At 72.2% G+C, this 26,935-nt stretch carries 30 protein-coding genes; 18 read left to right on the top strand and 12 right to left on the bottom strand.

Annotated features, from left to right (window positions below; genetic code table 11):
• The 4 genes from VH969_RS25845 to VH969_RS25830 form a co-directional block, all read right to left on the bottom strand.
• A partial coding sequence (locus tag VH969_RS25845) for a DUF4142 domain-containing protein (protein WP_331978711.1) occupies nucleotides 1-259 on the bottom strand: 259 nt, incomplete at its 3' end.
• Nucleotides 260-391: 132 nt separating this feature from the next.
• Nucleotides 392-787: an ATP-binding protein gene (locus tag VH969_RS25840; RefSeq protein WP_331978709.1), complete on the bottom strand. Its 396-nt coding sequence runs from the start codon at nucleotides 785-787 to the stop codon at nucleotides 392-394.
• Nucleotides 784-1,218, bottom strand: coding sequence for an ATP-binding protein (locus VH969_RS25835; protein ID WP_331978707.1), 435 nt, complete (start codon nucleotides 1,216-1,218; stop codon nucleotides 784-786). Before VH969_RS25835 ends, VH969_RS25840 begins: the two co-directional genes overlap by 4 nt.
• Nucleotides 1,215-1,898 (bottom strand): winged helix-turn-helix transcriptional regulator, encoded by a 684-nt coding sequence (locus VH969_RS25830; RefSeq protein ID WP_331978705.1) that lies wholly within the window; start codon nucleotides 1,896-1,898, stop codon nucleotides 1,215-1,217. The genes VH969_RS25835 and VH969_RS25830 overlap by 4 nt, the downstream gene beginning before the upstream one ends.
• A 139-nt stretch (nucleotides 1,899-2,037) precedes the next feature.
• On the opposite strand from VH969_RS25830, the gene VH969_RS25825 reads away from it, so the two are divergent.
• The 9 genes from VH969_RS25825 to VH969_RS25785 all read left to right on the top strand — a co-directional run bounded on the left by VH969_RS25825 (nucleotide 2,038) and on the right by VH969_RS25785 (nucleotide 8,515).
• The gene (locus VH969_RS25825; RefSeq protein ID WP_331978703.1) at nucleotides 2,038-2,739 is read left to right on the top strand and encodes a response regulator; all 702 of its coding nucleotides are present in this window, start codon (nucleotides 2,038-2,040) and stop codon (nucleotides 2,737-2,739) included.
• The gene (locus VH969_RS25820; protein ID WP_331978701.1) at nucleotides 2,736-4,094 is read left to right on the top strand and encodes a HAMP domain-containing sensor histidine kinase; all 1,359 of its coding nucleotides are present in this window, start codon (nucleotides 2,736-2,738) and stop codon (nucleotides 4,092-4,094) included. Before VH969_RS25825 ends, VH969_RS25820 begins: the two co-directional genes overlap by 4 nt.
• On the top strand, nucleotides 4,091-4,333 hold the full coding sequence (locus tag VH969_RS25815; RefSeq protein ID WP_331978699.1) for a hypothetical protein: 243 nt from the start codon (nucleotides 4,091-4,093) through the stop codon (nucleotides 4,331-4,333). The genes VH969_RS25820 and VH969_RS25815 overlap by 4 nt, the downstream gene beginning before the upstream one ends.
• On the top strand, nucleotides 4,323-4,730 hold the full coding sequence (locus VH969_RS25810; RefSeq protein WP_331978697.1) for a hypothetical protein: 408 nt from the start codon (nucleotides 4,323-4,325) through the stop codon (nucleotides 4,728-4,730). The genes VH969_RS25815 and VH969_RS25810 overlap by 11 nt, the downstream gene beginning before the upstream one ends.
• A 194-nt stretch (nucleotides 4,731-4,924) precedes the next feature.
• Entirely contained in the window at nucleotides 4,925-5,941 is a 1,017-nt protein-coding gene (locus VH969_RS25805) for a zinc-dependent alcohol dehydrogenase family protein (RefSeq protein ID WP_331978695.1), read from the top strand.
• 13 nt (nucleotides 5,942-5,954) lie between these two features.
• Nucleotides 5,955-6,332, top strand: coding sequence for a DUF2255 family protein (locus VH969_RS25800; RefSeq protein WP_331978693.1), 378 nt, complete (start codon nucleotides 5,955-5,957; stop codon nucleotides 6,330-6,332).
• A gap of 43 nt (nucleotides 6,333-6,375) precedes the next feature.
• Complete coding sequence (locus VH969_RS25795; RefSeq protein ID WP_331978691.1) at nucleotides 6,376-6,939, top strand: GNAT family N-acetyltransferase; 564 nt, start codon at nucleotides 6,376-6,378, stop codon at nucleotides 6,937-6,939.
• Between the two features lie 72 nt (nucleotides 6,940-7,011).
• Nucleotides 7,012-7,977 (top strand): endonuclease/exonuclease/phosphatase family protein, encoded by a 966-nt coding sequence (locus VH969_RS25790; protein WP_331978689.1) that lies wholly within the window; start codon nucleotides 7,012-7,014, stop codon nucleotides 7,975-7,977.
• Nucleotides 7,978-8,074: 97 nt separating this feature from the next.
• Nucleotides 8,075-8,515: a helix-turn-helix domain-containing protein gene (locus VH969_RS25785; protein ID WP_331978687.1), complete on the top strand. Its 441-nt coding sequence runs from the start codon at nucleotides 8,075-8,077 to the stop codon at nucleotides 8,513-8,515.
• Here the strand turns inward: VH969_RS25785 and VH969_RS25780 are convergent.
• Nucleotides 8,496-11,210 (bottom strand): helix-turn-helix transcriptional regulator, encoded by a 2,715-nt coding sequence (locus VH969_RS25780; protein ID WP_331978685.1) that lies wholly within the window; start codon nucleotides 11,208-11,210, stop codon nucleotides 8,496-8,498. The genes VH969_RS25785 and VH969_RS25780 overlap by 20 nt on opposite strands.
• Nucleotides 11,211-11,302: 92 nt before the next feature.
• Here VH969_RS25780 and VH969_RS25775 point away from each other — a divergent pair, with 92 nt between their 5' ends.
• Together VH969_RS25775 and VH969_RS25770 are read left to right on the top strand one after the other, a co-directional pair.
• Entirely contained in the window at nucleotides 11,303-12,382 is a 1,080-nt protein-coding gene (locus VH969_RS25775) for a class I SAM-dependent methyltransferase (RefSeq protein ID WP_331978683.1), read from the top strand.
• 40 nt (nucleotides 12,383-12,422) lie between these two features.
• Nucleotides 12,423-14,534: an alpha/beta hydrolase gene (locus tag VH969_RS25770; RefSeq protein ID WP_331978681.1), complete on the top strand. Its 2,112-nt coding sequence runs from the start codon at nucleotides 12,423-12,425 to the stop codon at nucleotides 14,532-14,534.
• A 16-nt stretch (nucleotides 14,535-14,550) separates the two neighbouring features.
• Here VH969_RS25770 and VH969_RS25765 read toward each other — a convergent pair whose 3' ends face one another.
• Nucleotides 14,551-14,763: a DUF4177 domain-containing protein gene (locus VH969_RS25765; RefSeq protein WP_331978679.1), complete on the bottom strand. Its 213-nt coding sequence runs from the start codon at nucleotides 14,761-14,763 to the stop codon at nucleotides 14,551-14,553.
• Between the two features lie 41 nt (nucleotides 14,764-14,804).
• Entirely contained in the window at nucleotides 14,805-16,556 is a 1,752-nt protein-coding gene (locus VH969_RS25760; protein ID WP_331978677.1) for a cytochrome c biogenesis protein DipZ, read from the bottom strand.
• Nucleotides 16,557-16,780: 224 nt separating this feature from the next.
• Here VH969_RS25760 and VH969_RS25755 point away from each other — a divergent pair, with 224 nt between their 5' ends.
• Nucleotides 16,781-17,446 (top strand): fasciclin domain-containing protein, encoded by a 666-nt coding sequence (locus VH969_RS25755; protein WP_331978675.1) that lies wholly within the window; start codon nucleotides 16,781-16,783, stop codon nucleotides 17,444-17,446.
• Nucleotides 17,447-17,520: 74 nt separating this feature from the next.
• Here the strand turns inward: VH969_RS25755 and VH969_RS25750 are convergent, their stop codons facing one another.
• From VH969_RS25750 to VH969_RS25735, 4 genes are all read right to left on the bottom strand, one after another.
• The gene (locus VH969_RS25750) at nucleotides 17,521-17,889 is read right to left on the bottom strand and encodes a response regulator transcription factor (RefSeq protein ID WP_331978673.1); all 369 of its coding nucleotides are present in this window, start codon (nucleotides 17,887-17,889) and stop codon (nucleotides 17,521-17,523) included.
• 143 nt (nucleotides 17,890-18,032) lie between these two features.
• Nucleotides 18,033-18,740 (bottom strand): hypothetical protein, encoded by a 708-nt coding sequence (locus VH969_RS25745; RefSeq protein ID WP_331978671.1) that lies wholly within the window; start codon nucleotides 18,738-18,740, stop codon nucleotides 18,033-18,035.
• A gap of 70 nt (nucleotides 18,741-18,810) precedes the next feature.
• Nucleotides 18,811-19,815 carry a GlxA family transcriptional regulator gene (locus tag VH969_RS25740; RefSeq protein ID WP_331978669.1) on the bottom strand — a complete coding sequence of 335 codons (1,005 nt, stop codon included), beginning with the start codon at nucleotides 19,813-19,815 and terminating at the stop codon, nucleotides 18,811-18,813.
• A gap of 210 nt (nucleotides 19,816-20,025) precedes the next feature.
• The gene (locus VH969_RS25735) at nucleotides 20,026-20,313 is read right to left on the bottom strand and encodes a DUF1905 domain-containing protein (protein WP_331978667.1); all 288 of its coding nucleotides are present in this window, start codon (nucleotides 20,311-20,313) and stop codon (nucleotides 20,026-20,028) included.
• 188 nt (nucleotides 20,314-20,501) lie between these two features.
• Here VH969_RS25735 and VH969_RS25730 point away from each other — a divergent pair, with 188 nt between their 5' ends.
• Nucleotides 20,502-22,244, top strand: a complete 1,743-nt coding sequence (locus VH969_RS25730; RefSeq protein WP_331978665.1) for an L-lactate permease — start codon at nucleotides 20,502-20,504, stop codon at nucleotides 22,242-22,244.
• Here the strand turns inward: VH969_RS25730 and VH969_RS25725 are convergent.
• On the bottom strand, nucleotides 22,241-22,657 hold the full coding sequence (locus VH969_RS25725) for an STAS domain-containing protein (protein ID WP_331978663.1): 417 nt from the start codon (nucleotides 22,655-22,657) through the stop codon (nucleotides 22,241-22,243). The genes VH969_RS25730 and VH969_RS25725 overlap by 4 nt on opposite strands.
• A 135-nt stretch (nucleotides 22,658-22,792) precedes the next feature.
• Here VH969_RS25725 and VH969_RS25720 point away from each other — a divergent pair, with 135 nt between their 5' ends.
• The 5 genes from VH969_RS25720 to VH969_RS25700 all read left to right on the top strand — a co-directional run bounded on the left by VH969_RS25720 (nucleotide 22,793) and on the right by VH969_RS25700 (nucleotide 26,902).
• Complete coding sequence (locus tag VH969_RS25720) at nucleotides 22,793-23,194, top strand: STAS domain-containing protein (protein WP_331978661.1); 402 nt, start codon at nucleotides 22,793-22,795, stop codon at nucleotides 23,192-23,194.
• Nucleotides 23,195-23,205: 11 nt separating this feature from the next.
• Complete coding sequence (locus tag VH969_RS25715) at nucleotides 23,206-25,074, top strand: PP2C family protein-serine/threonine phosphatase (RefSeq protein ID WP_331978659.1); 1,869 nt, start codon at nucleotides 23,206-23,208, stop codon at nucleotides 25,072-25,074.
• Nucleotides 25,071-25,502: an ATP-binding protein gene (locus tag VH969_RS25710; protein ID WP_331978657.1), complete on the top strand. Its 432-nt coding sequence runs from the start codon at nucleotides 25,071-25,073 to the stop codon at nucleotides 25,500-25,502. Before VH969_RS25715 ends, VH969_RS25710 begins: the two co-directional genes overlap by 4 nt.
• Before the next feature lie 160 nt (nucleotides 25,503-25,662).
• Nucleotides 25,663-25,935, top strand: coding sequence for a holin (locus VH969_RS25705; protein ID WP_331978654.1), 273 nt, complete (start codon nucleotides 25,663-25,665; stop codon nucleotides 25,933-25,935).
• 226 nt (nucleotides 25,936-26,161) lie between these two features.
• Nucleotides 26,162-26,902 carry a sigma-70 family RNA polymerase sigma factor gene (locus tag VH969_RS25700; RefSeq protein ID WP_331978652.1) on the top strand — a complete coding sequence of 247 codons (741 nt, stop codon included), beginning with the start codon at nucleotides 26,162-26,164 and terminating at the stop codon, nucleotides 26,900-26,902.
• Nucleotides 26,903-26,935: the final 33 nt, after the last annotated feature.

Raw genomic sequence — 26,935 nt, 5'->3', positions numbered from 1 at the left:
TCAGTTTGGTGTGGTCGGTGAGCATGACCGAGCCGGCGGTCTTGACCTCCTTGGTCGTCCCCCGCTCGGTGGCGAGCTTGCCCATCGGCATCTCCCACAGGTTCGCGAACCTGATCACCGTGAGGAACTCGGCATCCCGCCGGTCGATGGTGTTCGAGTAGACGGCCTTGGCGTGCGGTTGGCTCTCGTGGTCCTGGGTCGCGAACGCGACGCCGGCCGCGGGGAACGCGGCACCCAGGAGCACCAGGAAGATCGCCATTGCCCAACGAACAGTTCCGCGTCGCATTCCCTCGCCCAACTCGTCTGGATTCCCGAACGCCCCCACATACGGCAGGTCGCGAGACGCCCGTTCAGGACCACCGCGGAATGTCAGGCAATCGCAAGGTTGGAGTCAGACATTCCGTCGTGGAACGGGCACTTCGGCCCAGGTTGTCTTGCCGTCCGCCCGGTGCTCGACTCCCCAGTCCGTGCTCAGGTCGCGCACGATCAGCAGCCCGCGGCCGAGCTGCCAGCCCCAGCCGGACGCCGTGCCGTCGCACACGGCCACACGGACCACGCCACCGGCGGGCGGCACGGTCAGCCGCGCGCCGAACGGCGGCCCGGCGTGCCGGTAGGCGTTGGTCATCAGCTCGCCGAGCACGATCGCCACGTTGCGGACGAGCGACGCCGGCCAGCCCCGTAGCGGCCGGGTGAGCCAGCCACGCAGGTCCATCAGGAACGCGGCGTCGACGTCCGGGAACGTCGTCTCGCCGAGGACCCGGCCGGCACCTGGTTGCTGGTCGATCACCGTGCCCGCCGGTCGCCCGACCTCGGCCTGGGCTGATCCGGTCCGCCGAGCAGGATGCTTCCGTTCTCGGCGGCGAGCTCGGCCCACGTCGTGCGCGCTCGGGCGCGCTGCTCGACGCCACAGCGGCTGGACAGGCCGGCCACCAGGGTCAGGTCGGCGTCGGCCGCTTCGGCACCGGACGCGGGCGTGCAGTCCTCGACCGACACGGCGAGCGTGCGGCGGCGGTCGAGCACGATCAGCCGCACGACGTACGGCGGGCAGCGGCGCGCCCGCGCGACGAGCTCGAGGGTGACGAGCGTGGCCCGCAGCCGGAGCGGTTCGGGCAGCTCGCGCAGCGCGGCGCACACCCAGGCCTCGACCACGTCGGGGGGCGGGTCGGTGTCGGTGGGAACGACGAGCGTGGCGCCGTCCTCGTCACGGGAGTCGATCACGTCGGCGACTCCGCGCGGGGCACCTTGGCGTACCGGCTGAGGCCGAGGCACTCGATGAGCGAGCGGATCGCGGCCGCTTCGCCGCCCAGCATGATCGCCTGCTCGCGCACCGCCTGCAGCCAGGTGACGTGGCCGAGCCAGACACCGGCGAGCGCGCCGAGCGTGCAGGTCAGCCGGACGGTGGCGCCGATCGGGGTGGTGACCTGGCGGATGTTGATCTCGGTCGCCGACAGGCTGAGCCACCACCGCCGGGGCTGCGTCGCGTCGGTGAAGTCGACGTCGACGGTGAGCGGGCGATCCGGCAGTCGGGCGCGGTCGATCTCCCGGCAGATGTCGTAGACCAGCAGCTCGGGGTCGAGGTCGCCGAGACGCGGGCGATCGAGCCAGCGCTGCCCCCAGCGGCCGAGCTGGTCGACGATCGGGCGGAGCTCCTGGCCGGCCACGGTGAGCTTGTAGCGCTTCTCGCCGCGGTCGCCCGCGAGGCAGGCCACGAGGCCGCGCTGCTCGAGCGCACGCAATCGTGCGGCCAGCAGCGATGCGGACATCCGGGGCAGGCCCTTGGCGATGTCGGGGCGGCGTTCGTTGCCGCGCAGCAGCTCGCGGACGATGAGCACCGTCCACGGCTCGGTAATCACCTCGGCGGCGCGCGCTATCGGGCAGTGTTGCTCATAGCGGTGCATTGGGCCTCGCGCTTCCGGTCGATCTGATGACGCCATCCTCTTTCCTTTTTCGCCTGGTAGACCTGACGACTCCCTGACAATTCGGGCAGGTCCACCACGCCGCGTAGCATCGCCGTCGACGATGAGATACGACGCCTCCATGACCACCCTGCTGCTGGTCGAGGACGACCCACGGATCCGCGGTGCGCTGCGGCTCGCGCTCGCCGACGAGGGCTACCGGGTCGTCGAAGCCGCAAGCGGCGAGCAGGCACTCGACGAGCTCGGCGCCGCGACGCCGGACGTCGTGCTGCTCGACCTGATGCTGCCCGGCATCGACGGCCTCGAGGTCTGCGCGCGCATCCGCGACCGCGGCGACCTACCGATCATCATGGTGACCGCCCGCACGTCGTCGGACGAGGTCATCGCCGGTCTCGAGGCGGGCGCGGACGACTACGTGACCAAGCCGGTCGACGCGGGCGAGCTCGCCGCGCGGGTCCGGGCGCTGCTGCGGCGTACCCGCAACACCGGGCAGGACGACACGATCGAGCTGGGCGAGCTCACCGTCCGGGTCTCCGAGGGGCGGGCCCTGCGCGGCGGCGAGGACATCCCGCTGACCAAGACGGAGTTCCGGCTGCTGTGCACGCTCGCCGCCGCGCGCGGGGCCGTGGTCACCCGCGAGCAGCTCCTCGAACGCGTGTGGGAGTACGGCTACTTCGGCGACACCCGCCTGCTCGACGTCCACATCCGCCGGCTGCGCCGCAAGATCGAGCCCGACCCGGGCCAGCCGCGGCTCATCGTGACGGTGCGCGGCGTCGGCTACCGTGCCGAGCACGGAACCGATCGCGAGGACGGTGCCCGGTGAGCAGATTCCCGTTGCGTACGAGGGTGATGGCCTGGTTCAGCCTGGTCTCCCTCGTGGTGGCGGGCACGCTCGCGCTGGCGACGTGGCATCTGTCGACCGGGTACATGATCAAGCAGCGGGAGACCACCGCGACCCGCCAGGCGAACGGCAACGCGCAGCTCGTCGAGGGGGTGTTGCGCCGCGATCCCGACGGCCTCGAGGACCTGCTGACCGCACTCGGCACCGAGGCGGAGTCCGCCGGGCTGCTGGTGGCGGGCGGCGACTGGATCAGCAGCGGGAGCGTCGACCCGAAGAGCCTGCCGCCGGCGTTCCTCACGATGGTCCAGCGCGGCCGGGCGGCCTACCAGCGCACGATGCTGGCCGGCAACCCGGTGCTGGCGATCGGCCTGCCGTTGGAGGGCGGGTCGGCCGCCTACATCCAGGTGGCGCCGATACGCGAGCTGGACACGACGTTCCGGTTCCTGAGCTGGATCCTGCTCGCCGGGACGGTCGCGAGTGGATTCGCGGGCGCGCTTCTCGGGCGGTGGGCGACGATCCACGCGCTCAGCCCGCTGCGGCGGTTCACCGACACCGCCGCCCGCGCCGTGCGCGGCGACCTCAGCGTCCGGCTGCCGCCGACCCGCGACCCGGACCTGATCTCGCTCGCGGCCGCGTTCAACGACACCGCCGAGCGGCTGCAGCAGCGCGTCGCCCGCGACACCCGCTTCGCCGGCGACGTCAGCCACGAGCTGCGCTCCCCGCTCACGACGATGCTCAACGCGATGTCGATCCTCAAGCGACGCAGCGGCGAGCTGCCGGAGAGCACGCGCGCGGCGGTCGACCTGCTCGACACCGACCTGCGGCGGTTCCGCCGGATGGTCGACGACCTCCTCGAGATGTCCCGCGGCGACCAGGACTCCGACCGGTCGACCTTCGAGCTCGTCGACCTCGCCGCCCTGGTGCGCGTCACGGCTCACCACCACGGCCCGGTGCCCACCGACGCGCTCGACGTGCACGACACGCCGTGGGTGCTCGCGGACCGGGTACGGCTCGAGCGCGTGGTGGCGAACCTGCTGGACAACGCCCGCCGGCACGGGAAGGGCCTGGTGCGCCTCGGCGTCCTGCGGAACGACGGCAACGCCCGCATCGAGGTCGACGACGCCGGCCCGGGCGTCCCGGCGGACGCGCGGGAGCACGTCTTCGAGCGGTTCGCGCGCGGCTCCCCCGCCGACCGCGACACGACCGACAGCGGTGCCGGGCTGGGGCTCGCGCTGGTCAGCCAGCACGTCCGCCGCCACGACGGCCGCACGTGGGTGGAGGAACGGCCGGGCGGTGGGGCGCGCTTCGTGGTCGAGCTGCCGGAGGTGGCCGAGTGATCCGCCGCGCGCCGGTCGCGCTGCTGCTGGCCCTGGCGGTGGCGGGCTGCGGGGTGAGCACGGAGGACACGCCGCGGCCGCTGGACACGTCCACCCCGCTGCGGCCGCGGATCCCGAGCGTCTCGACGCGCCCGGCACCGGCCACGCCGTCGCCGACCACATCGCAGACCAGACCGTCCACCACGTCGTCGACGCCTCCACCGCCGACCACCAGCTACCCTCCCGGCCATGCCGGATGAGCTCGCCGGCCCGGCCGCCCGCGCGCGGTGGCTGGGCGAGGTCGACCCGCGGGGGGCGGCCGCGCAGCACGCGACGCTGCGCGACGTCTTCCGCGCGGAGATGGCCGCCTGGCCGAGCGACGAGCTCTACGAGAACCTCTACTGGTGCGCGTTCCTCCTGTACCTCGTCGGGGACCCGGCTGACGTACCGATGATGTGGCAGGCCAAGCACATCGACTTCGACTCCGCGTGCGGGTTCGACGTGCAGTTCATGCTCGGTGCGGGTCCACAACAGACACTCGACTACCTTCGCGCGCACGGCCACGACGACATCGCCCGCGAGCTGTCCGCGTACCCCGAGCTGGCCGACGACCTCGACGAGTGGGAAGCCTTCCGCCGTGGCTACTTCTACGACTGACGACTCCCCCGGTACCGAAGATCACGATCGAACCCGGTTCACTGACCGCACGCTTCTCCAGCACCCAGGAGTTCCCCCCGGGCGAGCTGTGGTTTCCCGGTCGGCACCGGCATCGTCGCCGCCGGCCGAAGAAGGGCGGGCTGCCGGTGCTCGCGCGACCGGCACCAGCGGGGTCATCTGGGTAGTGTTTCCGCATGCGAGCAACCGTCCTTCACGCGCCGCGTGACATACGGATCGAGGAGCGGGACGACCCGGCGATCGCCGAGCCGACCGACGCTCTCCTGCGGATCTCGGCCACCTGCGTGTGCGGCTCGGACCTGTGGCCCTACCGCGGCATCAACGACGTCAGCGAGCCCATGCCGATCGGGCACGAGTACGTGGGCGTCGTCGAGGCGGTCGGCGACGACGTCGCGACGGTGCGGCCCGGGCAGTTCGTCATCGGGTCGTTCGTGGCCTCCGACGGCTCCTGCCCGCACTGCCGGGCCGGCTACCAGACCGCGTGCATGCACCGCCAGCCCGTGCTGGGCGCCCAGGCCGAGCTGCTCCGCGTCCCGCTCGCCGACGGCACCCTCGTGTCCACTCCGGACCAGCCGGCCGCCGAGCTCATCCCGAGCCTGCTCACCCTGTCCGACGTGATGGGCACCGGCTGGTTCGCCGCGGTGACGGCCGGCGTCGGCCCCGGCTCGACGGTCGCCGTGGTCGGCGACGGCGCGGTCGGGCTCTGCGGCGTGCTCTCCGCGCGACAGCTGGGCGCGGAGCGGATCATCGCGATGAGCCGGCACGAGGCCCGGCAGAAGCTCGCGCTCGAGTTCGGCGCCACGGACATCGTCAGCGAACGCGGCGACGACGGCGTGGCCCGGGTCAAGGAGCTCACCGGCGAGGTCGGCGCGGACGCCACGCTCGAGTGCGTCGGCACCGACGAGGCGATGCGGCAGGCCATCCGCGCCACCCGCCCGGGCGGCACCGTCGGCTTCGTCGGCGTGCCGCACGGCGTGCGCATCGGCGGCGAGGACCTGTTCCGCACGCACGTCGGGGTCCGCGGCGGCCCCGCGCCGGTGCGGCACTTCCTGCCCGAGCTCATCGACCTCGTGTGGAGGGGCCGGATCGACCCCGGCAAGGTCTTCGACCTCGCGCTCCCGCTCGACGAGGTCGCCGAGGCCTACCGCGCGATGGACGAGCGCCGCGCCGTCAAGGCGTTCCTGCGGCCCTGAGGAGGCGCACCCCATGAGCACGTGGACCGCCGACGAGCTCGACCGGATCGCCGCCGCGGACGAGCTGCGCATCGCCCCCCGCCGCCGCGACGGCAGCCTGAGCAACCCGGTGACGATCTGGGTCGTCCGCCGCGGTGGGGACCTCTACGTCCGCTCCGCGCTCGGCGGCGACGGCCGCTGGTACCGCAACGCGCAGGCCAGCCACGAGGGCCACGTCGACGCGGGCGGCGTCGGAAAGGACGTCACGTTCGCCGACGAGACCGACGGGGCCGTCAACGACGAGATCGACGCGGCCTACCGGACGAAGTACCGGGACTACGACGCCCAGTACGTCGACCCGATGGTGACCGAGCGGGCCCGCGCCACGACGCTGCGGCTCACGCCGCGCTGAAAATACTTGGCACCAATGGGCTCCGGTTGGTTCGATCGCGGGCATGACCTCGATCTGGACCGGTGAGCGGGTCCGCCTGCGTGGCGTCGAGCCCGAGGACTGGGCGGCTTTCCGGCGGTTCGACGAGTCCTCGGTGGACATGCGGAGCGCGGACATGATCCACCTGCCGCGGTCGGCCGCCGGGTACCGGACGTGGACGGCGGAGCTGGCCGGCGCACGCGAGGGCGAGGAGTTCATGCTCGCCATCGAGACCCGCGCCGACCAGGTGCTCGTCGGGGCGTTGTCGACGAGCGCGGTCGAGCGGCGCGCGGGGCGCTTCCACTACGGGATCGCCATCGGGCGCGACCACCAGCGCCACGGCTACGCATCCGACGCGATCCCGCTGCTGCTGACGTACATGTTCGGCGAGCGGCGCTTCCACAAGTGCGAGGTGCGGATCTACGCGTTCAACGAGGCGTCGATCGCGCTGCACCGCAAGCTCGGCTTCCAGCCGGAGGGCCGGCTGCGCGACCACGAGTACTTCGCCGGGCGCCATCACGACCTCGTCCTCATGGGCCTGACCAAGGACGAGTTCACCGCGCGCCACCCCTTCCCGGGCGTGACCTGACAACCGTTCGTGTCGGTGGCTTCGCGGCCGACCGGCCCGTAACGAGCGGCTTCGCGCGCGCGAGGACTGGGCATGACCCGTCCCCCTCCCCCACCCCCACCGGAACCCGACGACGTGACCGGCGATCTCGGTCGTCTCCGCGTGGCGCTCGACGGGAACATCCCCGCCAAGTCGACGCGGAACCTGTTGGTAGGCACCTGGAACCTCCGCGAGTTCGGCGGTCTCACGCAGAAGTGGCAGTCCGGCGGCAAGGACAGCCCGAAGCGCGACTGGCACGCCGTGTCCTGCATCGCCGCCGTGGTCGAGCGGTTCGACGTCTGCGCGATCCAGGAGGCCAACCGCAACACCACCGCGCTGCTCGCCCTGCTCGAGCGGCTCGGCGACCGCTACCGCGTCATCGCGTCCGACGTGACCGAGGGCGACGCCGGCAACGACGAGCGGCTCGCCTACGTCTACGACACGAAGCGCGTGCAGCCGTCCGGCCTGGTCGGGGAGCTCGTGCTGCCGCCGGAGGTCGACGGGAGCGGGCCCCGGCAGTTCGCGCGCACCCCGTACGCGGCCGGCTTCGTGCGGCGTGGCGTCGAGTTCATCCTCACGACCGTGCACGTCTTGTGGGGCGACGCACCGGCCGACCGGATCAAGGAGCTCACCGCGTTCGCGGAGTGGATGCGTGACTGGGCGCAGCGCCCGAAGGACTGGAACCACAACCTGCTCGTGCTCGGGGACTTCAACATCGACCGGCTCGACGACCCGCTCTTCCGCGAGTTCGTCTCAACAGGACTGTGGCCGCCGAAGGAGCTCAACGAGGTACGGCGCACGGTCTTCGACGACAGCAAGGAACACCACTACTACGACCAGATCGCGTGGTTCAGCGACCCGACGAAGCCGGACAACCCGTCGCTGCTGACCGGGCTGACCTACTCCGGGCGCGGCGGCAGCTTCGACTTCGTCCCGCACGTCCTGCGGGATCTGACCAGGAACCAGATCTCGTGGCGGATCTCCGACCACTATCCACTGTGGCTGGAGTTCCGGACCTGAACCGCGTTGCGGAACCGGCCCAGAGCGAGGCCGTCGTCCTTACATCGTCAACGATACATCTTTAGCGATTCTTTGCGGGCGTTGTAGCGTAGAGATCATGGATGGTGGCGAACTGCACCGGCTGGGGAAGCGGCTGATCGACCTGTCCCGGCAGGTCACGGGGGAACCGGGGGACCTGACGCTGACGCCCGGCGAGGCGGCCGTGCTCGAGGACGTCATCAAGCACCCGAACGGCTCGGTCAGCGAGATCAGCACGCGGACCGGGTTCGTGCAGAGCCACGTCTCGGCGTCGGTGTCCCGGCTGAAGCGGCGCCGGCTGCTCGCCACCGCGGGGGATCCGAGAGACGGCCGGCGCACCCGGGTGCGGGCGACCCGGGACACGCTGCGGGCGGTCGACCGGCGCGGCGAGCGCGGCATCGACGGCACGGTCCGCGACGCCGTCGGCGACACGACGAAGGCCGGCCGGGTGACCGCGCTGCTCGACGAGCTGGCCGACCTCCTGCTGCCCGACCGCGGGGCTACCGCGCGCGAGGCGTGAGCGTGGCCAGCTGCTCGGCCAGCTCGGCCCGCGACCGGATGCCGAGCTTCGTGTAGACCTTCCGCAGGTGGTACTCGACGGTCTTCGGGCTCAGGAACAGCGCCGCGGCGACCTCGCGGGTGGTCCGGCCCTCGCCGAGCAGCAACGAGACCTGCAGCTCCTGCGGCGTCAGCGTCTGCACGCCGCTCGGCTCCCGGCGGCGGATCGACTCACCCGTCGCCGCCAGCTCGGCCGCGGCGAGGTCGGCCCAGCGCACCGCGCAGAGCTCCTCGAACGTCGTGAGCGCGGCGCGCAGGTGCGGCCGCGCGGCCACCCGCCTGCGGGCACGCCGCAGCCGCGCGCCGTACGCGAGGCGGGTGCGTCCGGTCTCGAAGACGTCCAGCGTGTGCGCGTGGTGCTCGAGCGCGGCCGGGAAGTGCTCGTCCAGCTCCGCGTCGCCGGCGAGCATGCCGATCGTGCGTTCGGCGCGGGCGAGCGCCCACGGCTGGCCCTTCGCCTCCGCCGCCGACCGGAAGCGCTCCGCCGTTCCCCACGCGTCCTCCCGCCTGCCCAGCCGGACAAGCGCGTCGGCGATCTCCGGCGCGGGCGAGAGGTCCGGGTCGGAGAGCTTCAGCGTGTCCCGCAGGGCGTCGGCCTCCTCGAGGTGGGCCAGCGCGCCGGCCGGGTCGCCGGAGCTGAGCGCCAGCTCGCCGAGCGCGAGCAGCAGCCAGATCCGGCCGAGGTGGATGTCGCGGTTGCGGCAGATCGGCAACGCCTCGGCGACCAGCGACCGGCACTGCTCCGCCCGCCCCATCCGGGCCTGCAGCCATGCCAGCCCGGCGAGGCACATCGACAGCTCGGTGTCCTGGCCGCTCTCCCGCGCGAGCCGGACCGCCTCGTCGTAGGTCGCCTCCGCGCGCACCCACTGGTTCGTCGTGGCCTCGTCCCGCGCGACGTGGAACAGCAGGAACGGCAGCGCGCCGACGGCGGCCTCCGCACGCAGCTCGCCGACCACCTGGCGCAGGTCGTCGCCGGTGTCGCTGTCGCGCAGGAACATCGGCGCGATCATCAGCCACGGCAGCCGGCGCTGGTCGTCACGCAGCTGGCCGGACGAGGCGAGGATCTCGATCGCGGCCCGGATCTGGTCCGCACCACCCTGGTTCGCGAGGATCCGCGCTACCCCGGCCGCGGCGTGTCCGAGCCCGCGCGACCGCAATGACCTCACCTGCCCGAGCAGGTCCTCGATCTCGCCGGCGAGCTCGAGCGCGGCCGTCGCGTCGCCGAGGTAGAAGCAGACGTGGACGGTGTCGGCCAGCAGCACCACCCGGTGGTCCACGTCCGGTGACTCGCCGACCGCGTCGCGCAGGATGTCGCGGGCCACGGTGAGCGACCCGGTCCGCGCGGTGATCGCACCGCGCAGCTCCAGCGCCCGCAGCCGGACTCCCGGCGAGGCCGGCTCGCCCGCCTGGTCCAGCAGCGTCAACGCCTGCGTGCCCGCACCGCCGAGCCACGCCGACTCGGCGGCCGCCACGCAGAACAGCCCACGCCGATCCGGGTCGGGGCTGAGCCGCGCGGCCCGCTCGTACGCCGCCGCGGCGATGTCGTGCGCGCTGCGCCGGTGCGCGCGGACGGCCGCCTCGGCGACCAGACCGGCGACCCGGTCGTCCGGGCCGATCGTGGCCTCGGCGAGGTGCCAGGCGTGCCGGTCCGGATCCTGCGGACCGACCGCCTCGGCCACCGCCCGGTGGGCCGCACGGCGTCGCTCGGGGTTCGCGCCGCCGTAGATCGCCGCACGCACCAGGGGGTGGCGGAACCGGACGCGGTCGCCGTCGAGGCGCACCAGGCCCGCGTCCTCCGCCTCGGCGAGCGCGCCGACGTCCACACCGAGCCGCTCGCACGCGCCTGCCACCGCGTGCAGGTCGCCACCCGCCACGGCCGCCACGGTCAGCGCCACGCGGCCGGCCTCGCCGAGGGAACCGGCCCGGGAGGCGAACGCCGTCACCAACGTGGCCGGCACCGGCAACGGGGCGGCCGGCGAGATGCGCTGCTCCCCCGTGCCGGCGAGCTCGATCAGCGCCAGCGGGTTCCCGGCGGTCGCCCGATGCAACCGGCCGACCACGTCCCGCGAAACGTTGCTGTGCCGGGCAACCAGCTCCCGCGCCGCGGCGAGGCCGATGCCCGACAACGGAAGCTGCGGCAACGTCGCGACGTCGGCCGGCTCCGGCGTGCGGGTGGCGGCGACGACCGCGATCGGGTCGGCCATCAGCCGGCGGGCCGCGAACGCCAGTGCGTCCGCCGACGGCCGGTCGAACAGGTGCACGTCGTCGAGCAGGATCGCGAGCGGCCGCTCCTCCGCGTAGCGGCACAGCAGGCTCAGCGTGGCCGCGCCGATCGCGAACCGGTCACCGGAGTCGCCGGGCCGCAGCATCAGCGCGGCCGCCAGCGCGTCCGCCTGCGGCTGCGGGATCGCGCCGAGGTGGTCCAGCGCCGGGCGTAGCACCTGGTACAGCACGCCGAACGGGATGCCGTGCTCGGACTCGTTGCCGGTCCCGCGCAGCACGCCCATCCCGTCGGTGTGCCGGAGGGCGTCCTCCAGCAACGCCGTCTTGCCGACGCCGGGCTCGCCGGTCACGACGAGCACGCCGCTCTGCCCGATACGGGCGCCCGCGACGAGGCGCTCGATCACGCGTCGCTCGGTCTCGCGCCCGACAAGCACAGCCAAAGACTAGGTGGGTCACCGGATGCCGCAAGGGGGCCCGGGATTCTACGTTCGGTACCGCCAAACCAGGTGCGAGGAAAGGAAAATCGATGACGATCACCGAGCCCGCGACCGAAGTGGACCCCGACAAGGTCATGCAGTTCGTGTTCCGGGCCGTCGACGAGGCCGGCGCCACGCTCAACGCCGCGCTCGTCGTGATGGGCGACAAGCTCGGCTACTACCGCATCCTGGCCGCCGAGGGGGCGGCCACGGCCACGGAGCTCGCCGAGCGCAGCGGCACCGCCGAGCCGTACGCACGGGAATGGCTCAACGCTCAGGCAGCGGGCGGTTACGTGACGTACGACCCGGCCGCCGGCCGGTACGCGCTGCCGCCGGAACATGCGGTCGCCCTGACGGTCGAGGACAGTCCGGCGTTCGTGCCGGGGCTCTTCCAGATCGTGCTCGGCACGGTGACCGACTCCGGCGCCGTGCTCGACGCCGCGCGCGGCGGCTCCGGTGTGGGCTGGCACGAGCACAACACCGACGTGCACGTCGGCTGCGAGCGGTTCTTCCGGCCGAGCTACCTCGCGAACCTCGTCGAGTCCTGGCTGCCGGCGCTCGACGGCGTCGTGCCCAAGCTGCGGCGGGGCACCACGGTCGCGGACATCGGATGTGGACACGGCGCGTCCACGATCCTGATGGCCCAGGCGTTCCCGAACTCGACGTTCGTGGGTTCGGACTACCACGCCGAGTCGATCGAGACCGCACGCCTGCGGGCCGAGGCCGCCGGGGTGGCCGACCGGGTCCGCTTCGAGGTGGCGCCCGCGGACGGGTTCTCCGGCACGGGCTACGGCCTCGTGACGATGTTCGACTGCCTGCACGACATGGGCGACCCCGTCGGCGCCGCCCGGCACGTGCGGGAGGCGCTGGCCGGCGACGGCACGTGGATGGTCGTGGAGCCGATGGCCGGCGACCGGGTCGAGGAGAACCTCAACCCGGTGGGCCGGGCGTACTACGGCTTCTCGACGCTGCTGTGCACGCCCGCGTCGCTGTCCCAGGACGTCGGCCTGGCGCTCGGCACGCAGGCGGGCCCTGCCCGGCTGCGCGACGTGACCGTCGCCGGCGGGTTCACCCGGTTCGCGCGCGTCGCGGAGACGCCGTTCAACCAGGTGCTGGAAGTCCGGCCGTAGGCGCACAATGAGCTTCCCAGCGGGACGGGGGGTGGACGCGATGACCGCCGAGGCGAGCCGCACCGGGTTCGCGACCCGCGGGGACGTGCGGATCGCGTATCAGGTCTACGACAACCCGGGCCGGCCGACGCTGCTGCTGATGCCGGTCTGGGCGATCCTCCCGTCCCGCTGCTGGAAGCTCCAGGTGCCCTACCTCGCCCGGCACTTCCGCGTGGTGACGTTCGACGGCCGCGGGTCGGGCGAGAGCTCCCGGCCCGCGGGTGCGGAGTCCTATCTGGACAGCGAGTACACCGCGGACACGCTCGCGGTCCTCGACGCCACGCGAACCGAGCGGGCCTTGGTGGTCGGGCTGTCCCGCGGCACCGTCTGGGCGGTGCACGTCGCCGCCGCGCATCCCGAACGGGTCGACGGCATCGTGGCGATCGGCACGGGGCTCGACCTGGGCGTCGGGGACAGCGTGCACCACCAGCTCGACTGGGACGCCCGGCTCGACACGACCGAGGGGTCGGCGAAGTACAACCGGCACTACTGGCTCGAGGGCGGCTACGACGACTTCGTCGACTGGTTCATGGCGCAGATGTTCGCCGAGCCGCACTCGACCAAGCAGATCGAGGACTGCGTGGCGTGGGCACACGAGATCGACCCGGCCACGCTGGTCGACGCCACCGCGGGCCGCCTGCACGACCCGGCGCGCGCCGGGGAGGCCGAGCTGTGCCGGTCGCTGCGGTGCCCCGTGCTCGCGATCCAGGGCCTGGCGGACCGGCTGCGCCCGCCTGCCGGAAGCGCGCGGCTGGCGGAGCTGACCGGGGGTTCGCTGGTGGAGCTCGAAGGCATCGGGCACGGCCCGCACGCGCGGGCCCCGGTCGAGATCAACCTGCTGATCAAACAGTTCGCCGACCGGGTGTATCCGCCCGAGCGGGCCGTCCGGTTGGCCCGGCCGCTCGCCCGGCGGCGCCGTGCGCTGTTCCTGAGCTCACCGATCGGCCTCGGCCACGCCCGGCGGGACATCGCGATCGCGCGGCGGCTGCGCGCGTCGCGTCCGGACCTGGAGATCGACTGGCTCGCGCAGCATCCGGTGACGGCGATGCTGGAGTCGCACGGCGAACGGGTGCATCCGGCGTCCGCGTGGCTCGCCAACGAGTCGTCCCATGTGGAGCAGGAGGCCGGCGAGCATGACCTGCACGCGTTCGAGGCGATCCGCCGGCTGGACTCGGTCCTGGTGCGGAACTTCATGGTGTTCGACGAGGTCGCCGAGGCCGAGCGCTACGACCTGGTGATCGGCGACGAGGCGTGGGACGTCGACTACCACCTGCACGAGAACCCACGCCTGAAGCGGTTCGCGTTCGCGTGGCTGACGGACTTCGTCGGCTGGCTGCCGATGCCGGGCGGCGGTCCGCGCGAGGCGGCGCTGACGGCAGACTACAACGCGGAGATGCTCGAGCAGCGCGCCCGGCTGCGGCGCGTCCGAGACCGGTCTGTCTTCGTCGGCAACCCGGACGACGTGGTGCCGATGCCGTTCGGCCCCGGGCTGCCCGGGATTCGCGAGTGGACGGTGGAGAACTACGACTTCGCGGGTTACGTCACGGGTTTCGACCCGGTCGGCGAGGCCGGGCGCGCGGCGGTCCGACGCCGGCTCGGGTACGCCGACGACGAGCTGCTCTGCGTGGTCACGGTCGGCGGCTCGGGAGTGGGCGCGCCGTTGCTGCGGCGGGTGCTGGACGCGGTGCCGCCGGCTCGCCGCCAGGTTCCGGAGCTGAGGTTCCTCGTGGTGACCGGTCCGCGGATCGACCCGCGGTCCCTGCCCCGGCGGCGCGGGGTGTCGCTGCGCGGTTACGTACCGGACCTGCACCGGGTGCTGGCCGCGTGCGACCTCGCGGTGGTCCAGGGCGGGCTGACGACGTGCATGGAGCTGACCGCGGCCGGGCGGCCGTTCGTGTACGTGCCGCTGCGCAACCACTTCGAGCAGAACTACCACGTCCGCCACCGGCTGGACCGGTACGGCGCCGGCCGCCACCTGCCGTACGAACAGGCGGCCGACCCGGACCTGCTGGCGGCCGTCATCGCCAAGGAGGCCCGCCGGACGGTGACCTACGAACCGGTCGAGACCGATGGCGCCACCCGGGCCGCGGCGCTGCTGTCGGCACTGCTGTAGGCGGTGGCTCGATCGCTCAGCGCGTCGCGAGCCGCTCGAAGGTGATCAGCATGCCCTCCACGCCGCCCGGGCCGATGCGGCCCTTGATCTCGGCGGACGTGATCGTCTTCAGCCGCCAGCCCTGCGCGGCGTGGTCGTTGAGGATGCCCTCGAGCTTCGCGCCGGACATCTTGCCGCCGATCAGCTTCTCGCGGAGCTCGACGACCTTGTACTCGTATGCATCGGCCATGGCTCCATGGTGCGCCGCGCCACGGCGGGACGCAGCGGCGGTCAGCCGAAGGTGAACGCGTAAGCCTGCACGCCCCGGCTGACGGTCACGGTCACCGTGCCGCGTTCGACGTCGCGTGTGGACAGCAGCCGGTACGAACCGGGGCGGCCGGAGACGTCGACGGTCCGGGTCGTGTCGCCGGCCGTGTAGCGGACCGTGCCATGGCCGGCGAGGACCATGCGGACCTCCTTGGCCCGGTAGTCGAGCCGCACCTGCGCGCTCGCGGACGCCGGGGTGATGTGCTGGCTCGTGAGCGTCCAGCCACCGGCGAGGGCGAAGGTGTTCGCGGCCTGCTCGCGCGGGAAGGCGAACGACCGGTCACCGGCGCGGTACGGCTCGTCGCCCGCGAAGTTCACCCGCTTCGTCGAACCGAGGTAGGTCTCTCTCGTGATGTCCGCGATGTCCGGCGTGTCGTCGGTGGTGTCCGTCGGCGCGGGCAGCCGCACCCCCGGGTCGGCCCCGGCGAGGAGCCGGCGGATGAGCTTCTCGGTGACGTCGTAGTCGCCCTCGCCGAACTTGATGTGCCGCACGGTGCCGTCGGCGTCGATCAGGTAGTGCGCCGGCCAGTACCGGTTGCGGTAGTTCGTCCACGTGGCAAGGGAGTTGTCGAGGGCGACCGGGTAGTGGATGCCGAGCCTGCGCGCCGCCGACGCCACGTTGCGCGGCTCCTTCTCGAACGCGTACTCGGGCGCGTGCACGCCGATCACCCGCAGGCCCGCGTCCCGGTACGCCGCGTCCCACGCGGTGACGTGCGGGAGGGATCGCTGGCAGTTGATGCACGAGTACGCCCAGAAGTCGACCAGTACGACCTTGCCGCGCAGCTGCCTCAGGTCGACCGGCCGGTTGCCGGGCGTGTTGAACCACTGCTGGATGCCCTTGATGTCCGGCGCGGCGCCGCACCGCTCCAACTCGGTGGCGGCGGCGCTGCACTTGCTGAGGTCCTTGTTCTGGTCGTTGACCAGCCCGCCGAGGTCGAGCGCCTCCCGGACCTGCTCGGAGTCGCCGATCCGGTCCTGCAGCCCGCTGGTGTAGTCCGGGATCGCGCGCTGCAGCAGCTGCGGCAGGTTGAACACGAGCCCGACCGCGAGCGCGAGCATCACGGCACCGGCGGCGACCCGGATGCCGCGCTGGCGCTTGCGGAACGCGCGCACCCGCTCGGCCACCCGCCGGCCGGCCAGCGCGAAGACCAACAGCGGGGTCGCCGCGCCGACGGCGAACGTCACCGTGAGGACCGCCGTGTCGACGCCGATCCGGCCCGTCGACCCGGCGACCGTGATGGCGGCCAGCACCGGACCGGCACACGGCACGTACACCGCGCCGAGCGCGAGGCCGAGCGCGAACCCGCCGCGGCGCGCGTCCGGACTGCGTTGCGGGATCAGCGAGAACGGCTTCTCCAGCAGGTGCTCGAACCGCGGCACGATCAGCCCGACGCCGATCAGCGCGAGCACCACCAGGCCGGCCCACCGCAGCACGTCCTGCGGCAACCCGAGGACCGAGAGCAGCAGCGAGCCGAACAGCGTGACGAGCGTGAAGCTCACGACCAGCCCGGCGATAACCAGGTAGGGCCGCGCCCGGGAGACCGGACGCGGGGCGACCGCCACGCCGCCGGTGGCCACAGTGGACTTCCCGGCCGGCCGTGCCCGCCGGGCGCCCTGCGCGCCGGAGAAGAACACGACCGGCAGCACCGGAAGGATGCACGGCGAGATGCCGGTGACCAGACCGCCGATGAGCCCGATCAGAGCGAGAGTCAGCACTGCGTCCTCACAAAGGGTTCGCGACACGTTCGACGCGGAGTTCGTGGGCGGCCGCCGGTGCGGATTGCCCGCGCGGCCGGGTGTCACGAAGAAGTCACGGCGCGACGCCGCACCCATCCGGGTACCGAGCGCTTCCGAAGAACCGGGTATCAGGCGCCCGGCAGCCGGGCGAAGGAAGCGGCCAGGTGCCTGGCCGCCACCGGGAACGGGAGCGAACAGAACTCATGAAGCGCAGCATCCGCCGCGGCACGCTGGCCATCGGTGTCGCGATCATCGCATTGCTCGGCACCGCCTGCGGCAGCTCCGGCGAGGGAGCGTCGAACGCCGCCGGCTCGGACAACACGCCGATGAGGACGGAGTCCTCTTCGGACAGCACGGCGACGGCCGACCCGGCCGCCGCGGACCTCGTGGGCCCCGGCTGCGCCGGCTACGCCGCACAGGTCCCCGACGGCGCGGGCTCGGTCGCGGGCATGGCCCAGGACCCGGTTGCCGTGGCGGCGAGCAACAACCCGTTGCTGAAGACGCTGGTGCAGGCCGTGTCCGGCGAGCTGAACCCGAAGGTGAACCTGGTCGACACGCTCAACGGCAGCGAGTTCACCGTCTTCGCCCCGGTCGACGACGCGTTCGCGAAGATCCCCGCGGCCACGATCAACACGCTGAAGTCCGACGACGCGCTGCTGACCAAGATCCTCACCTACCACGTGGTGCCCGGCCAGCTCGCCCCCGACCAGGTCGTCGGCAAGCAGACCACGGTCGAGAAGGGCACGGTCGACGTCACCGGCTCGGGTGACTCGCTGAAGGTCAACGACGCCAACGTGATCTGCGGCGGCGTCCACACCGCCAACGCGACCGTCTACCTGATCGACTCGGTGCTCATGCCGACGAGCTGAGACCGCGAGAGCAGCGGTGGCCGCCGGAGTCCGCAGAGATTCCGGCGGCCATCGTGTGTGTGACCGGACGGCTCCTAGACCGGATCGGTCACGCGGGCGAGAAGTCTCGCCACGTGCGTCAGCAGGTTGCGCGGGCTGAACGGCTTGACGAGGTACTCGTCCGCGCCGCAGGCGAGCGCGTCGTCGAGGTCCAGCACGTCCATCATGGACGTCACGATCATGATCGGCGACAATGCGGTCGCCGGGTCGCCGCGCAACGCCTGGCACACGTCGACGCCGTGGGTGACGTCGAGGATGCACAGGTCCGGACGGGTCAGCGTCGCCGTCGCCAGCGCCGCCGCGCCGTCGGGCACGACCGTGACGTCGTGCCCGGCCGCCGTCAGGCAGGCCTGAATGAACTGTTGGAGATCCGTGTTGCTCTCCGCCACGAGCACCTTCGCCACACCCGCTCCTTTCCACGAGTGCCGGATCCGTAACCGAATGGCTAGAACGGTATGTCGCCGTCACCGTGCGCGCACGGTGAACTACGGTTTCGACACCGTCAGAGCAGCTTTAGGGTACGAATGAGTGGTCAACCGTGGGCCGGTCAGCCGATCGCGTGTCCGCCGGACCGGCTCACCCGCGCTGAGGCATCTCGCTCCGGTAGATAGGCGGCGAAGTGCTCGGCCACCTCGTCGGCGATCGACTCCGCGTCCCGGGACCCGTCGACGTCGATCACGCGGATGCCGAGCCGGTGGCTCGCGCGGACGGCGTCGTCCGCGACGAGGCGGTCCCGCGCGAGCCGGTTCGCCTGCGCCCGCGCGGGATCGCTGACGCGGTGACCGAACGCGGCGGCGCGGGGCAGCGCGCCGAGCTGGCGGCGCCGGAACTCCTCGGTGGGAACCAGGACGACCATCCGGCGTGGCGAGTCGGCGATCGGCGCCACCAGCTCGGGCCGCAACCCCCACCCCTCGGCGACGATCGGGCGGCCCGACACGAGGGCACGCAGGTCGTCGAGCGCCCACTCGAACCGCTCCGCGAAGCCCGCGATGGTCTCGGCGGCCATGTCCCGCGGGCTGGGGTGGACCCAGACGGCGTCCGGGTCCGGGCCGGCGGCCGGCTCACCCCGCGAGATGCGGCGCACGATCCGGCGGTCGTTGTGCGCGCGGGCGTCGTGGTAGTCGTAGTGGTACGCCGTCAGGCCGTAGCGGTGAGCCAGCAGGCGGGCGACCGTGGACTTGCCGGCCCACTGGCCACCGCCGATCCACAGGGCTTGCCGCAGCGTGCCGAACGGGTCCCAGATTTCCCCGGTCATCTCACTCCTTCCGGCGACCGCGCGACGCGGTCGCCCGCGTGGCGACCCGGCGACAGGGTGGCGCGGCCGGTCACGGACCGACGAGCGTGCCCGGCTCGGCGACGCCGTACCGCTGGCGGTAGGCGGACGGCGTGAGCCCGGTCAGCCGCGTGAACATCCGGCGGAACGCCACCACGTCCTCGTACCCCACGTCGCACGCGACCGTCGCAACTGGACGGTCGGTGCGCTCCAGCGCCCGCTTGGCCGCCTCGATCCGCGCGCGCTGCAGGTACTCGCGGGGGTTGTTGCCGGTCGCCGCGGTGAAGCGGCGGACGAAGTTGCGCCGGCTCATCGCCACCTCGCGGGCGAGGTCGTCGACCGACAGCGGCCGGTCGAGCTGGTGCTCGATGACATCCTGCGCGCGGCGGACCTCCGGGTCGTTGTGCGCCCGCTGCGGGCCGAAGATCGCGTACGCGCCCTGCGGGGACTTGTTGGGGTCGATGAGGAACGTCTTCGACGCCGCCCGGGCGACCTCGCCGCCGAGCAGCCGCTCGACGACGTGCAGCGCGAGGCTCAGGAACGACGTCGCGCCGCCTGAGGTGATCACGCGGCCCTGGTCCACGACGATGGCCTGTGGCTGGAGGTCGACGGCCGGGTACCGCTCGCGGAACTCCGCCTGGAACGCCCAGTGCGTGGTCGCCGCCTTGCCGTCCAGCACGCCCGCCTCGGCGAGCATGAAGGCACCCGTGCACGCGCTCGCCACGTCCGCCCCGGCCTCGTGGATCGCCCGCAGCCACGGCACGACCGCCGCGTTCAGCCGCAGGTGCGCGCCGACGTCGGGGTCCAGCGCGGGCACCAGCACGAGGTCGCTGTCGAGCACCTCGTCGAGCGCCCGGCCGCAGCCCAGCCGCACGTCGCCGGCGAGCGTGATCGTCCGGTCGGCCGTCGCCGAGACGAGCGTGACGTCGACTTCCGGGCCGGCTACGGCGAGCTGCCCGGCGAGCTCGATCGACTTGCGCAGGATGTCCATCAGTCCGATCGGGACCAGCGCGGTGCAGTCGGCCAACGCGAGCACGTGCACCCTGTGCCGGAGCATGCCCCAAGCGTAGGTGGTCGATGTCCCGTCAGCCATACCGTTCGCGGCCCGGTCGCGGCCACGTCGCGAGCGATCCGGCGGCCGACGCGGCCGACGGCCACCCGATCCCGCGCGGGCGGGCCGGAGCCGGCCGGCGTCGTGCCATGACCACTGCGTCCACTTGCGACTATCCGGAACGGACCACGCGGCGGGGAAAGCGGTGGAATGCGGTCAGACCTCGACGGAAAGGTGAACCGTCACCACGTCGCCCACGGAGAGGTCCTCCGCCTTCCGCACCCGGGTCTTCACGGGCACGATGTAGCGGCCGCCCTTCGGGTACAGCGACGTCGCCCAGCCGGTGCGCCCGATCCGCGCGGCGACCGGGATCATCCCCCACCCGTAGGTCACGAACGAGGAAGCGGCCTCCAGCGCGCCCGACTCCTCGTCGGGCACGGTCACGAAGTGCCACGGTGCCGGGCCCTTCCAGAACCACATCTCGCCGGTGAACTCCAGGTCCATGCGCACAGGATAGGAGCCCCGGGGCGGTGGGCGGACTTTGCCGCGATAGCGGACATTTCGCCCATTCGGTGAGGATTTTCCGGTCTCGTCATGAAGCCCGTGGGAAAGTACGATCATTCGTCATTGGTTGAACCTGCAATAACCACGCAAGACCCCACTCTCTCCGTCGTCGTGGAAAGGGGTCCTCGATGTTGCTCGCGGACTTCCAACAGGACTACAGCCCCCTCAACGACTCCCTCGGGTTGTCGGCGTTGGTCGCGATCCTGCCGCTGCTCGTGCTGTTCGTACTCCTCGGCGTCGTCCGCATGCGCGCCTGGCTCGCGTCGCTCATCGCGGTCGTCGTCGCCATGCTGGTGGCCATCGTCGCCTACTCGATGCCGGTGGGCGACACGTTCAACTCCGGCCTGCTGGGCGCTGCGTTCGGGTTCTTCCCGATCATGTGGATCGTCATCAACGCGATCTGGATCTACAACCTCACGGTGGACACCGGGCACTTCGACGTGCTGCGCCGCTCGTTCGCGTCGATCAGCGAGGACCAGCGGGTGCAGGCGATCATCGTCGCGTTCTGTTTCGGCGCGCTGCTCGAAGCGCTGGCGGGCTTCGGCACGCCGGTCGCGATCAGCGCGGTCATGTTGATAGCGCTGGGTTTCCGGCCGATGAAGGCCGCCGCGATCGCGCTGGTCGCCAACACCGCGCCGGTCGCGTTCGGCGCCCTCGCGGTCCCGATCACGACGCTGGCCGGCGTCACCGGCCTGCCGGTCGAGGACCTCGGCGCGATGGTCGGCCGGCAGACCCCGATCCTCGCGGTCTTCGTCCCGCTCGCGCTCGTGGTCATTGTGGACGGTAGGCGCGGCCTGCGGCAGACGTGGGCACCCGCGCTGGTGTGCGGTGTCGTGTTCGGCATCTTCCAGTACCTGTCGTCGAACTTCTGGTCCGTGCCACTCGCCGACATCGTCGCGGCGCTGACCTCCGCGCTCGCCGTGCTGCTGTTCACCCGCGTGTGGCATGCCAAGGAGCCCTACACCGAGGCGGACACCGCGGGCGCCGGCGTGGACGGCGTGGACGGCAGCGGTGGCGCCGCGCCCACCACCCCGCGGCGGCCGGTCGACGGCGGCGGCTCCGTGCGGACCAGCACCGAGACGCAGGTGGCCGACCCGCCCGCCGAGGTGTGGAAGGCCTACGCCCCGTACCTCGTGATCATCGCGGTGTTCGTGCTCGCGACCCGGGTGCCGGCGATCACGGGCAAGCCGCCCACCAAGCCCGGCGAGTCGGGCACCGGCCTCGAGGTCGCGACCTGGATCCTCCAGTGGCCGGGCCTGCACGTCGTCAACGAGGCCGGTGACCCGGTCGCGACGACGTTCAAGCTCAACCTGCTCTCGGCCGCCGGCACGCTGCTGCTGATCTCCGGACTGCTGACCATGTTGTTGCTCCGGATCGGTGTCGGGCGCGCGCTGCGTGCCTACGGCCGCACCCTCGACCAGCTCAAGTTCGCGATCCTGACCGTGATGCTGGTGCTCGCGCTGGGCTTCATCCTGAACCTGTCGGGCCAGACGATCACGCTCGGCCTCTTCGTCGCCGGCGCGGGCGGGTTGTTCGCGTTCTTCTCGCCATTGCTCGGCTGGCTCGGCGTGGCGGTGACGGGCTCGGACACGTCGTCGAACTCGCTGTTCGGGCTCCTGCAGATCACCGCGGCCAAGGAGGCGGGCCTGTCCCAGGTGCTCATGGCGGCCGCGAACTCCTCCGGCGGCGTGCTCGGCAAGATGATCTCGCCGCAGAACCTGGCGATCGCCGCGTCGGCGGTGGGCGTGCAGGGCAAGGAGGGCGACCTGTTCCGCCGGGTGCTCGGCTGGAGCATCGGGTTCGTGCTGTTCATGTGCGTGCTCGTCTACCTGCAGAGCACTCCGGTGCTGGGCTGGATGGTCGTCGACTAGCCGCGCGCCGGCCCTCGCTCGCCGTCGGCCGCCAGGGCCTCGGCGAGCGAGGGACGGACCGTGAGCAGCTCGGTCAGCCCCGAGATCTCCAGCGGCCGGAGCACGACGGGCAGGCGGGCGACCACCCGGAACCCGGTTTCCGGTGCGGCCCGCCGGTGGAGGTCGACGAGCGCGGCGAGCCCGGCGGAGGACAGGAAGGTGACCCCGGACAGGTCGAGCACGACCGCCGGGGGCCGCCGCTCGAGCATCGCGTCGACCACCTCGACGATCTGGGCCGCGGTGCCGACACCGATGTCACCGGAGACCTTCAGCACGAGGACGTCGCCGTGCGACTCCACGCCCGTGATCACCCGTGCCGTATGGGTGAAGTCCGGTCTGACGTCGGGGTGCTGGTCGGTGTCCTCTGTTCGCATGATCCACTCGTTGGGGGCCGGTCGGGTCCGTCGACATTGACGTCGCGCGAACACGTTGATCCGTATCGTCATCTCGGGCATCGGTACGGTGCAGATGCTGGCCAAGTGACCGGATCGGACGGCACTATTGGTCGCGTGGCGGAAACGGAGTCGGTGTCGGAGTCGGTGTCCGGGGGCGCCCAGTCGGGCATGGCGACGACGTCGGCGGGCACCGTGGCACTGGAACACCGGGGCCGCACCGCCGTGCTCACCGTCGCCGGCGCGCTCGACCTGGCCCTCGCCCCCAAGCTCCGGCAACTCGTCGACCGCGCGCTGCGGCAGGGCCCTGAGCTCGTGGTCGTCGACCTCACCGAGGTGGACTTCCTCGCGTCCGCGGGCATGGCGACCCTGGTCGAGGCCAACCGGCTGTGCCGGCCCGCCGTCGGCCTGCACGTGGTCGCCGCGAGCCGGCGCACGATGCGGCCGCTGGAGCTGACCCGGCTGACCGACGAGCTGGTCGTGTTCCCGGTCCTGTCCGCCGCGCTGGTCGGCAGATGACGCCCGCATCGGTGACGGGAACCCCGGTGGACGAGCAGCCGACGCCGCCGTTCACCCTGTCGGCCGCGCTGCGGCTGGCCGGGTCGGTCCGCGAGCGCGCCGAGCAGGCCGGCGACTACGAGTCGGCGATGGACGCCGTGGCCGGCGAGCTGCGCGCGGGCTTCGCCGCGGTGAGCGTCCACGGCTACACGCTGCGCGGGCACGCCAACGGGACCACCGGCGACCCGGTACTGACCGCCGTCGCGGGCGCCCAGGCCGATCCCGACCCGGTCGACGCCGCCTTCCTTCGCGCGCTGTCCGAGCGGCTCGAACCCGACGGGATCGGTGTGTTCGAGCTGCCGCTCGCCTCGCTCGACGAGGACATCGCCGCGGCCGCGGTCGTCGTCTCGATCCTGGCGCTCGCCGGGGTCCTGCCCTCGGGCGACAACGTCTGCCTCGTCGTCCTGGGCCGGCTCCCGCTGCCGAACACGGTGGCGCATCTGCGCCCGGTGGCGGCCGCCGTCCGCTCGGCGCTGGCGCCGTACCTGGGCGACGCGACCGCGTCGGTCCGCGACTACCTGGCGGTCGTCGAGCGCGCCGCCCGCGACCACGCGTCCGAGCTGGAGCGGCTCACCGACACCGTGCACCAGCTGCACGCGGAGGCCGGTGTGGTCGATACGCTGCACTCCGTCGGCCGGCATCTCACCGCCCAGCTCGACATCAGCCAGCTCGTGCAGGACGCCACGAACGCGGCCACGAAGGCCACCGGCGCGGCGTTCGGCGCGTTCTTCTACAACCTGGTCGACGAGTACGGCGAGTCGTACACGCTCTACACGCTCTCCGGCGCCCCGCGCGAGGCGTTCGAGCGCTTCCCGATGCCACGAAACACGCAGGTCTTCGCGCCGACGTTCGACGGGACCGGCACCGTCCGCAGCAACGACATCACCCTCGACCGCCGGTTCGGCCACAACGCCCCGTACCACGGCATGCCCGAGGGTCACCTGCCCGTGCGCAGCTATCTCGCGGTGTCGGCGGTGAGCCCGTCGACCGGTGAGGTGCTCGGCGGGTTCTTCTTCGGCCACCCGGCCCCGGGCCAGTTCACCCCGCGGCACGAGTACCTGGCCGAGGGCATCGCGGGGTACGCGGCCATCGCGCTGGACAACGCCCGGCTGTTCGACCGAGAACGCAACCTCGCGACCGAGCTGTCCCGCAGCATGCTGCCGACCGTGCCGGAGATCCCCGGGCTCGCGATCTGCACCCGGTACCTGCCGGCGGCCACCGGCAGCAAGGTCGGCGGCGACTGGTTCGACGTGATCCAGCTGCGCGCGGGGCGCACCGCGTTCGTGATCGGCGACGTCGTCGGGCACGGGGTCACCGCGGCGGCCGTGATGGGTCAGATGCGCACGGCGATCCGTTCGTACGCGCTGCTCGACCTCTCCCCCGGCGAGCTGTTGCGCAACGTGTCGCTGCTGGCGGCCGCCATGCCGGAGCCGACGTTCGTGACCTGCTTCTACGCCGTGCACGACCCGATGGACGGCACGCTCGTCTACGCCAACGCAGGTCACCTGCCGGCCGTGCTGATGCGCACGGACGGGATGGTCGAGCAGATCGGCGAGGCCATGGCCCAACCCCTGGGGGTGGGCAGCGAGTTCCGGCAGAGCCAGACCGACTTCCCGCCGGGCACCGAACTCGTGCTCTACACCGACGGCCTGGTCGAGAGCGCGACTCGCGACCTGTCGGTCGGCATCGACAACTTCGTCGCGGCGGTGACCATGCTGCGCAACCGGGAGGACGTCGGTGCGGCGTGCGACGCGCTCATCGAACACCTCACGAGCGGCAGCCACGACGACGACATCGCGTTCATCCACGTGCGCCACACCGACGGCGGCGATCCCGCGTGAGCGCCTCGACCGGTGCCGGCTCGCTGCGCGAGATCCACTGTCGCGTCCCCGCGGACGCCGACCGGCTGGCGGAGACGCGGCACGCGCTGAATCGCTGGGCGAGCGGCATCGGCATGCCCGGGCAGCAGCGGGAGGAGCTGGTGCTCGCCACGTACGAGGCGATGGCCAACTCGGTCGAGCACGCCTACGTGGACGCGGCAGGCGACGACCTCGACGGGGTCGTCGACCTGCACGCCGCGCGCACCCCGGACGGCACGATCATCGTCACGGTGACCGACTACGGCCGGTGGAAGCCACCGGTGCCGAGCGACGGGATCCGCGGCCGCGGCATCCTGCTGATGCGCGCGCTGGCCGACGACACGACGATCACGCGGGTCGACACCGGCACGACGGTCACGATGACGTGGACCCTGCCGCCGCACAACTGAGCTCCTTCTCCGGCGACTTCTCCCGCACATCTCCGGCACCTTTCTCCGGCACCTTCTCCGGCAACGTGTTCGTACCGCATGGCCCGGCGGTGTATCACGGCGGTGCCGGCGGCCCTCCTTTCCGACGACACGGCAGTCGAACTCCCCGGAGGTGACCGTGATGTGGAAGGCGGCATTCTGGAAGGACGCGTTCGAGCGCGCGATCCGGACCGTCGCGCAGGTGTTCGGCGCGCTGGTGGTCGCCGCGGGCACAGGGCTCCTTGACACCGACTGGGCCGCCGCGTTCTCGGCGTCCGGAATGGCCGGTGTGCTGTCGGTCCTCACCTCGCTGGCGAGTGAGGTCAAGTCGCCGAACGGCACCGCGTCGATGATCCCCGCGCCCGCGCAGCCGCCGGCCGCACCGGCAGCACAGCCGGACGCGGTCACGGGCTGACCGCGTCCCGCTCGCGACCGGTGCTCGATGCGGCGCCGTATTGCGCGAATCCAGAGAAATTTCCGCACGCGCCGCGCGTCGCGCGCAACACGTAGGAATTAGCGGCGCCAAAACTCCGGCAAGTTCTCTTTCCGTTTGCGAATGCTCACACCCTTCCGTCACGCCATTCGTTACTTGGATGACGGTGCGTATGCACGTGCAGATGCATCACTGGGGAGGTGTCGGCTTGAGCGAGCCGCTGGAGGACACGTCCGGGCCGGAGTTCGATCCGGATGATTCGGCGCTGCTCACCGCTGTCCGCCAGGGCGATGTGGCCGCGTACGGAGTGTTGTACGAGCGGCATCTGGGTGCGGCCCGGCGGGCGGCGACGGCGGTGGCGGCGACCCGGGCCGAGCGCGACGATCTGGTGGCCGAATCCTTCACGAACGTGTTGCGGATATTGCGGACCGGCCAAGGCCCCCGGGACCAACTCCGCCCTTATCTGCTCGCGACAATTCGCAACTCGATGATCAGCATCCGCCGCCAGGAGTCGCTGCTGTCCCTCGTGGCGGACGTGCCGGAGAAATGGCCGGACCGCCACGACGATCCGGTCACCGCCAAGCTGAACGCCGACGTGGCCGCCGCGGCGTTCGCCCGGTTACCCGAACGGTGGCGGCTCGTGCTCTGGTACACCGAGGTCGAGGGCCGCCCGCCGGCACAGGTGGCGCCGCTGCTCGGGCTGACCCCGAACGGCGTGGCCGCGCTGGCGTACCGCGCCCGCGAGGGCCTGCGGCAGGCCTACCTCGACCAGCACCTGCCGGCCGCCGGGCAGCGCCGCTGCCGCGTGGCGGTCGAGCAGCTGGCCGGCTGGGTCCGGCACACGCTGACCCCGCGCCGGATGCGGACGATCACCGCGCACCTGGACGGCTGCGTCAGCTGCCGCGAGCTGGCCGCGGACCTGCACCGGTTGAACCAGGAGCTTTCGTAGGCGCATCGCCGTGCGCGAACGCGCCGCCGCGCA

The sequence above is a fragment of the Actinophytocola sp. genome (assembly GCF_036555685.1).
GTDB lineage: Bacteria > Actinomycetota > Actinomycetes > Mycobacteriales > Pseudonocardiaceae > Actinophytocola.
This window is presented reverse-complemented; position numbering and strand designations above follow the sequence as displayed.

Excerpts from the sequence above, each read along its gene's own strand:
- VH969_RS25830 (WP_331978705.1), bottom strand. The coding sequence starts at position 1,898 with ATGCACCGCTATGAGCAACACTGCCCGATAGCGCGCGCCGCCGAGGTG.
- VH969_RS25825 (WP_331978703.1), top strand. The coding sequence starts at position 2,038 with ATGACCACCCTGCTGCTGGTCGAGGACGACCCACGGATCCGCGGTGCG.
- VH969_RS25810 (WP_331978697.1), top strand. The coding sequence starts at position 4,323 with ATGCCGGATGAGCTCGCCGGCCCGGCCGCCCGCGCGCGGTGGCTGGGC.
- VH969_RS25805 (WP_331978695.1), top strand. The coding sequence starts at position 4,925 with ATGCGAGCAACCGTCCTTCACGCGCCGCGTGACATACGGATCGAGGAG.
- VH969_RS25800 (WP_331978693.1), top strand. The coding sequence starts at position 5,955 with ATGAGCACGTGGACCGCCGACGAGCTCGACCGGATCGCCGCCGCGGAC.
- VH969_RS25795 (WP_331978691.1), top strand. The coding sequence starts at position 6,376 with ATGACCTCGATCTGGACCGGTGAGCGGGTCCGCCTGCGTGGCGTCGAG.
- VH969_RS25790 (WP_331978689.1), top strand. The coding sequence starts at position 7,012 with ATGACCCGTCCCCCTCCCCCACCCCCACCGGAACCCGACGACGTGACC.
- VH969_RS25785 (WP_331978687.1), top strand. The coding sequence starts at position 8,075 with ATGGATGGTGGCGAACTGCACCGGCTGGGGAAGCGGCTGATCGACCTG.
- VH969_RS25775 (WP_331978683.1), top strand. The coding sequence starts at position 11,303 with ATGACGATCACCGAGCCCGCGACCGAAGTGGACCCCGACAAGGTCATG.
- VH969_RS25770 (WP_331978681.1), top strand. The coding sequence starts at position 12,423 with ATGACCGCCGAGGCGAGCCGCACCGGGTTCGCGACCCGCGGGGACGTG.
- VH969_RS25765 (WP_331978679.1), bottom strand. The coding sequence starts at position 14,763 with ATGGCCGATGCATACGAGTACAAGGTCGTCGAGCTCCGCGAGAAGCTG.
- VH969_RS25755 (WP_331978675.1), top strand. The coding sequence starts at position 16,781 with ATGAAGCGCAGCATCCGCCGCGGCACGCTGGCCATCGGTGTCGCGATC.
- VH969_RS25745 (WP_331978671.1), bottom strand. The coding sequence starts at position 18,740 with ATGACCGGGGAAATCTGGGACCCGTTCGGCACGCTGCGGCAAGCCCTG.
- VH969_RS25740 (WP_331978669.1), bottom strand. The coding sequence starts at position 19,815 with ATGCTCCGGCACAGGGTGCACGTGCTCGCGTTGGCCGACTGCACCGCG.
- VH969_RS25735 (WP_331978667.1), bottom strand. The coding sequence starts at position 20,313 with ATGGACCTGGAGTTCACCGGCGAGATGTGGTTCTGGAAGGGCCCGGCA.
- VH969_RS25730 (WP_331978665.1), top strand. The coding sequence starts at position 20,502 with ATGTTGCTCGCGGACTTCCAACAGGACTACAGCCCCCTCAACGACTCC.
- VH969_RS25725 (WP_331978663.1), bottom strand. The coding sequence starts at position 22,657 with ATGCGAACAGAGGACACCGACCAGCACCCCGACGTCAGACCGGACTTC.
- VH969_RS25705 (WP_331978654.1), top strand. The coding sequence starts at position 25,663 with ATGTGGAAGGCGGCATTCTGGAAGGACGCGTTCGAGCGCGCGATCCGG.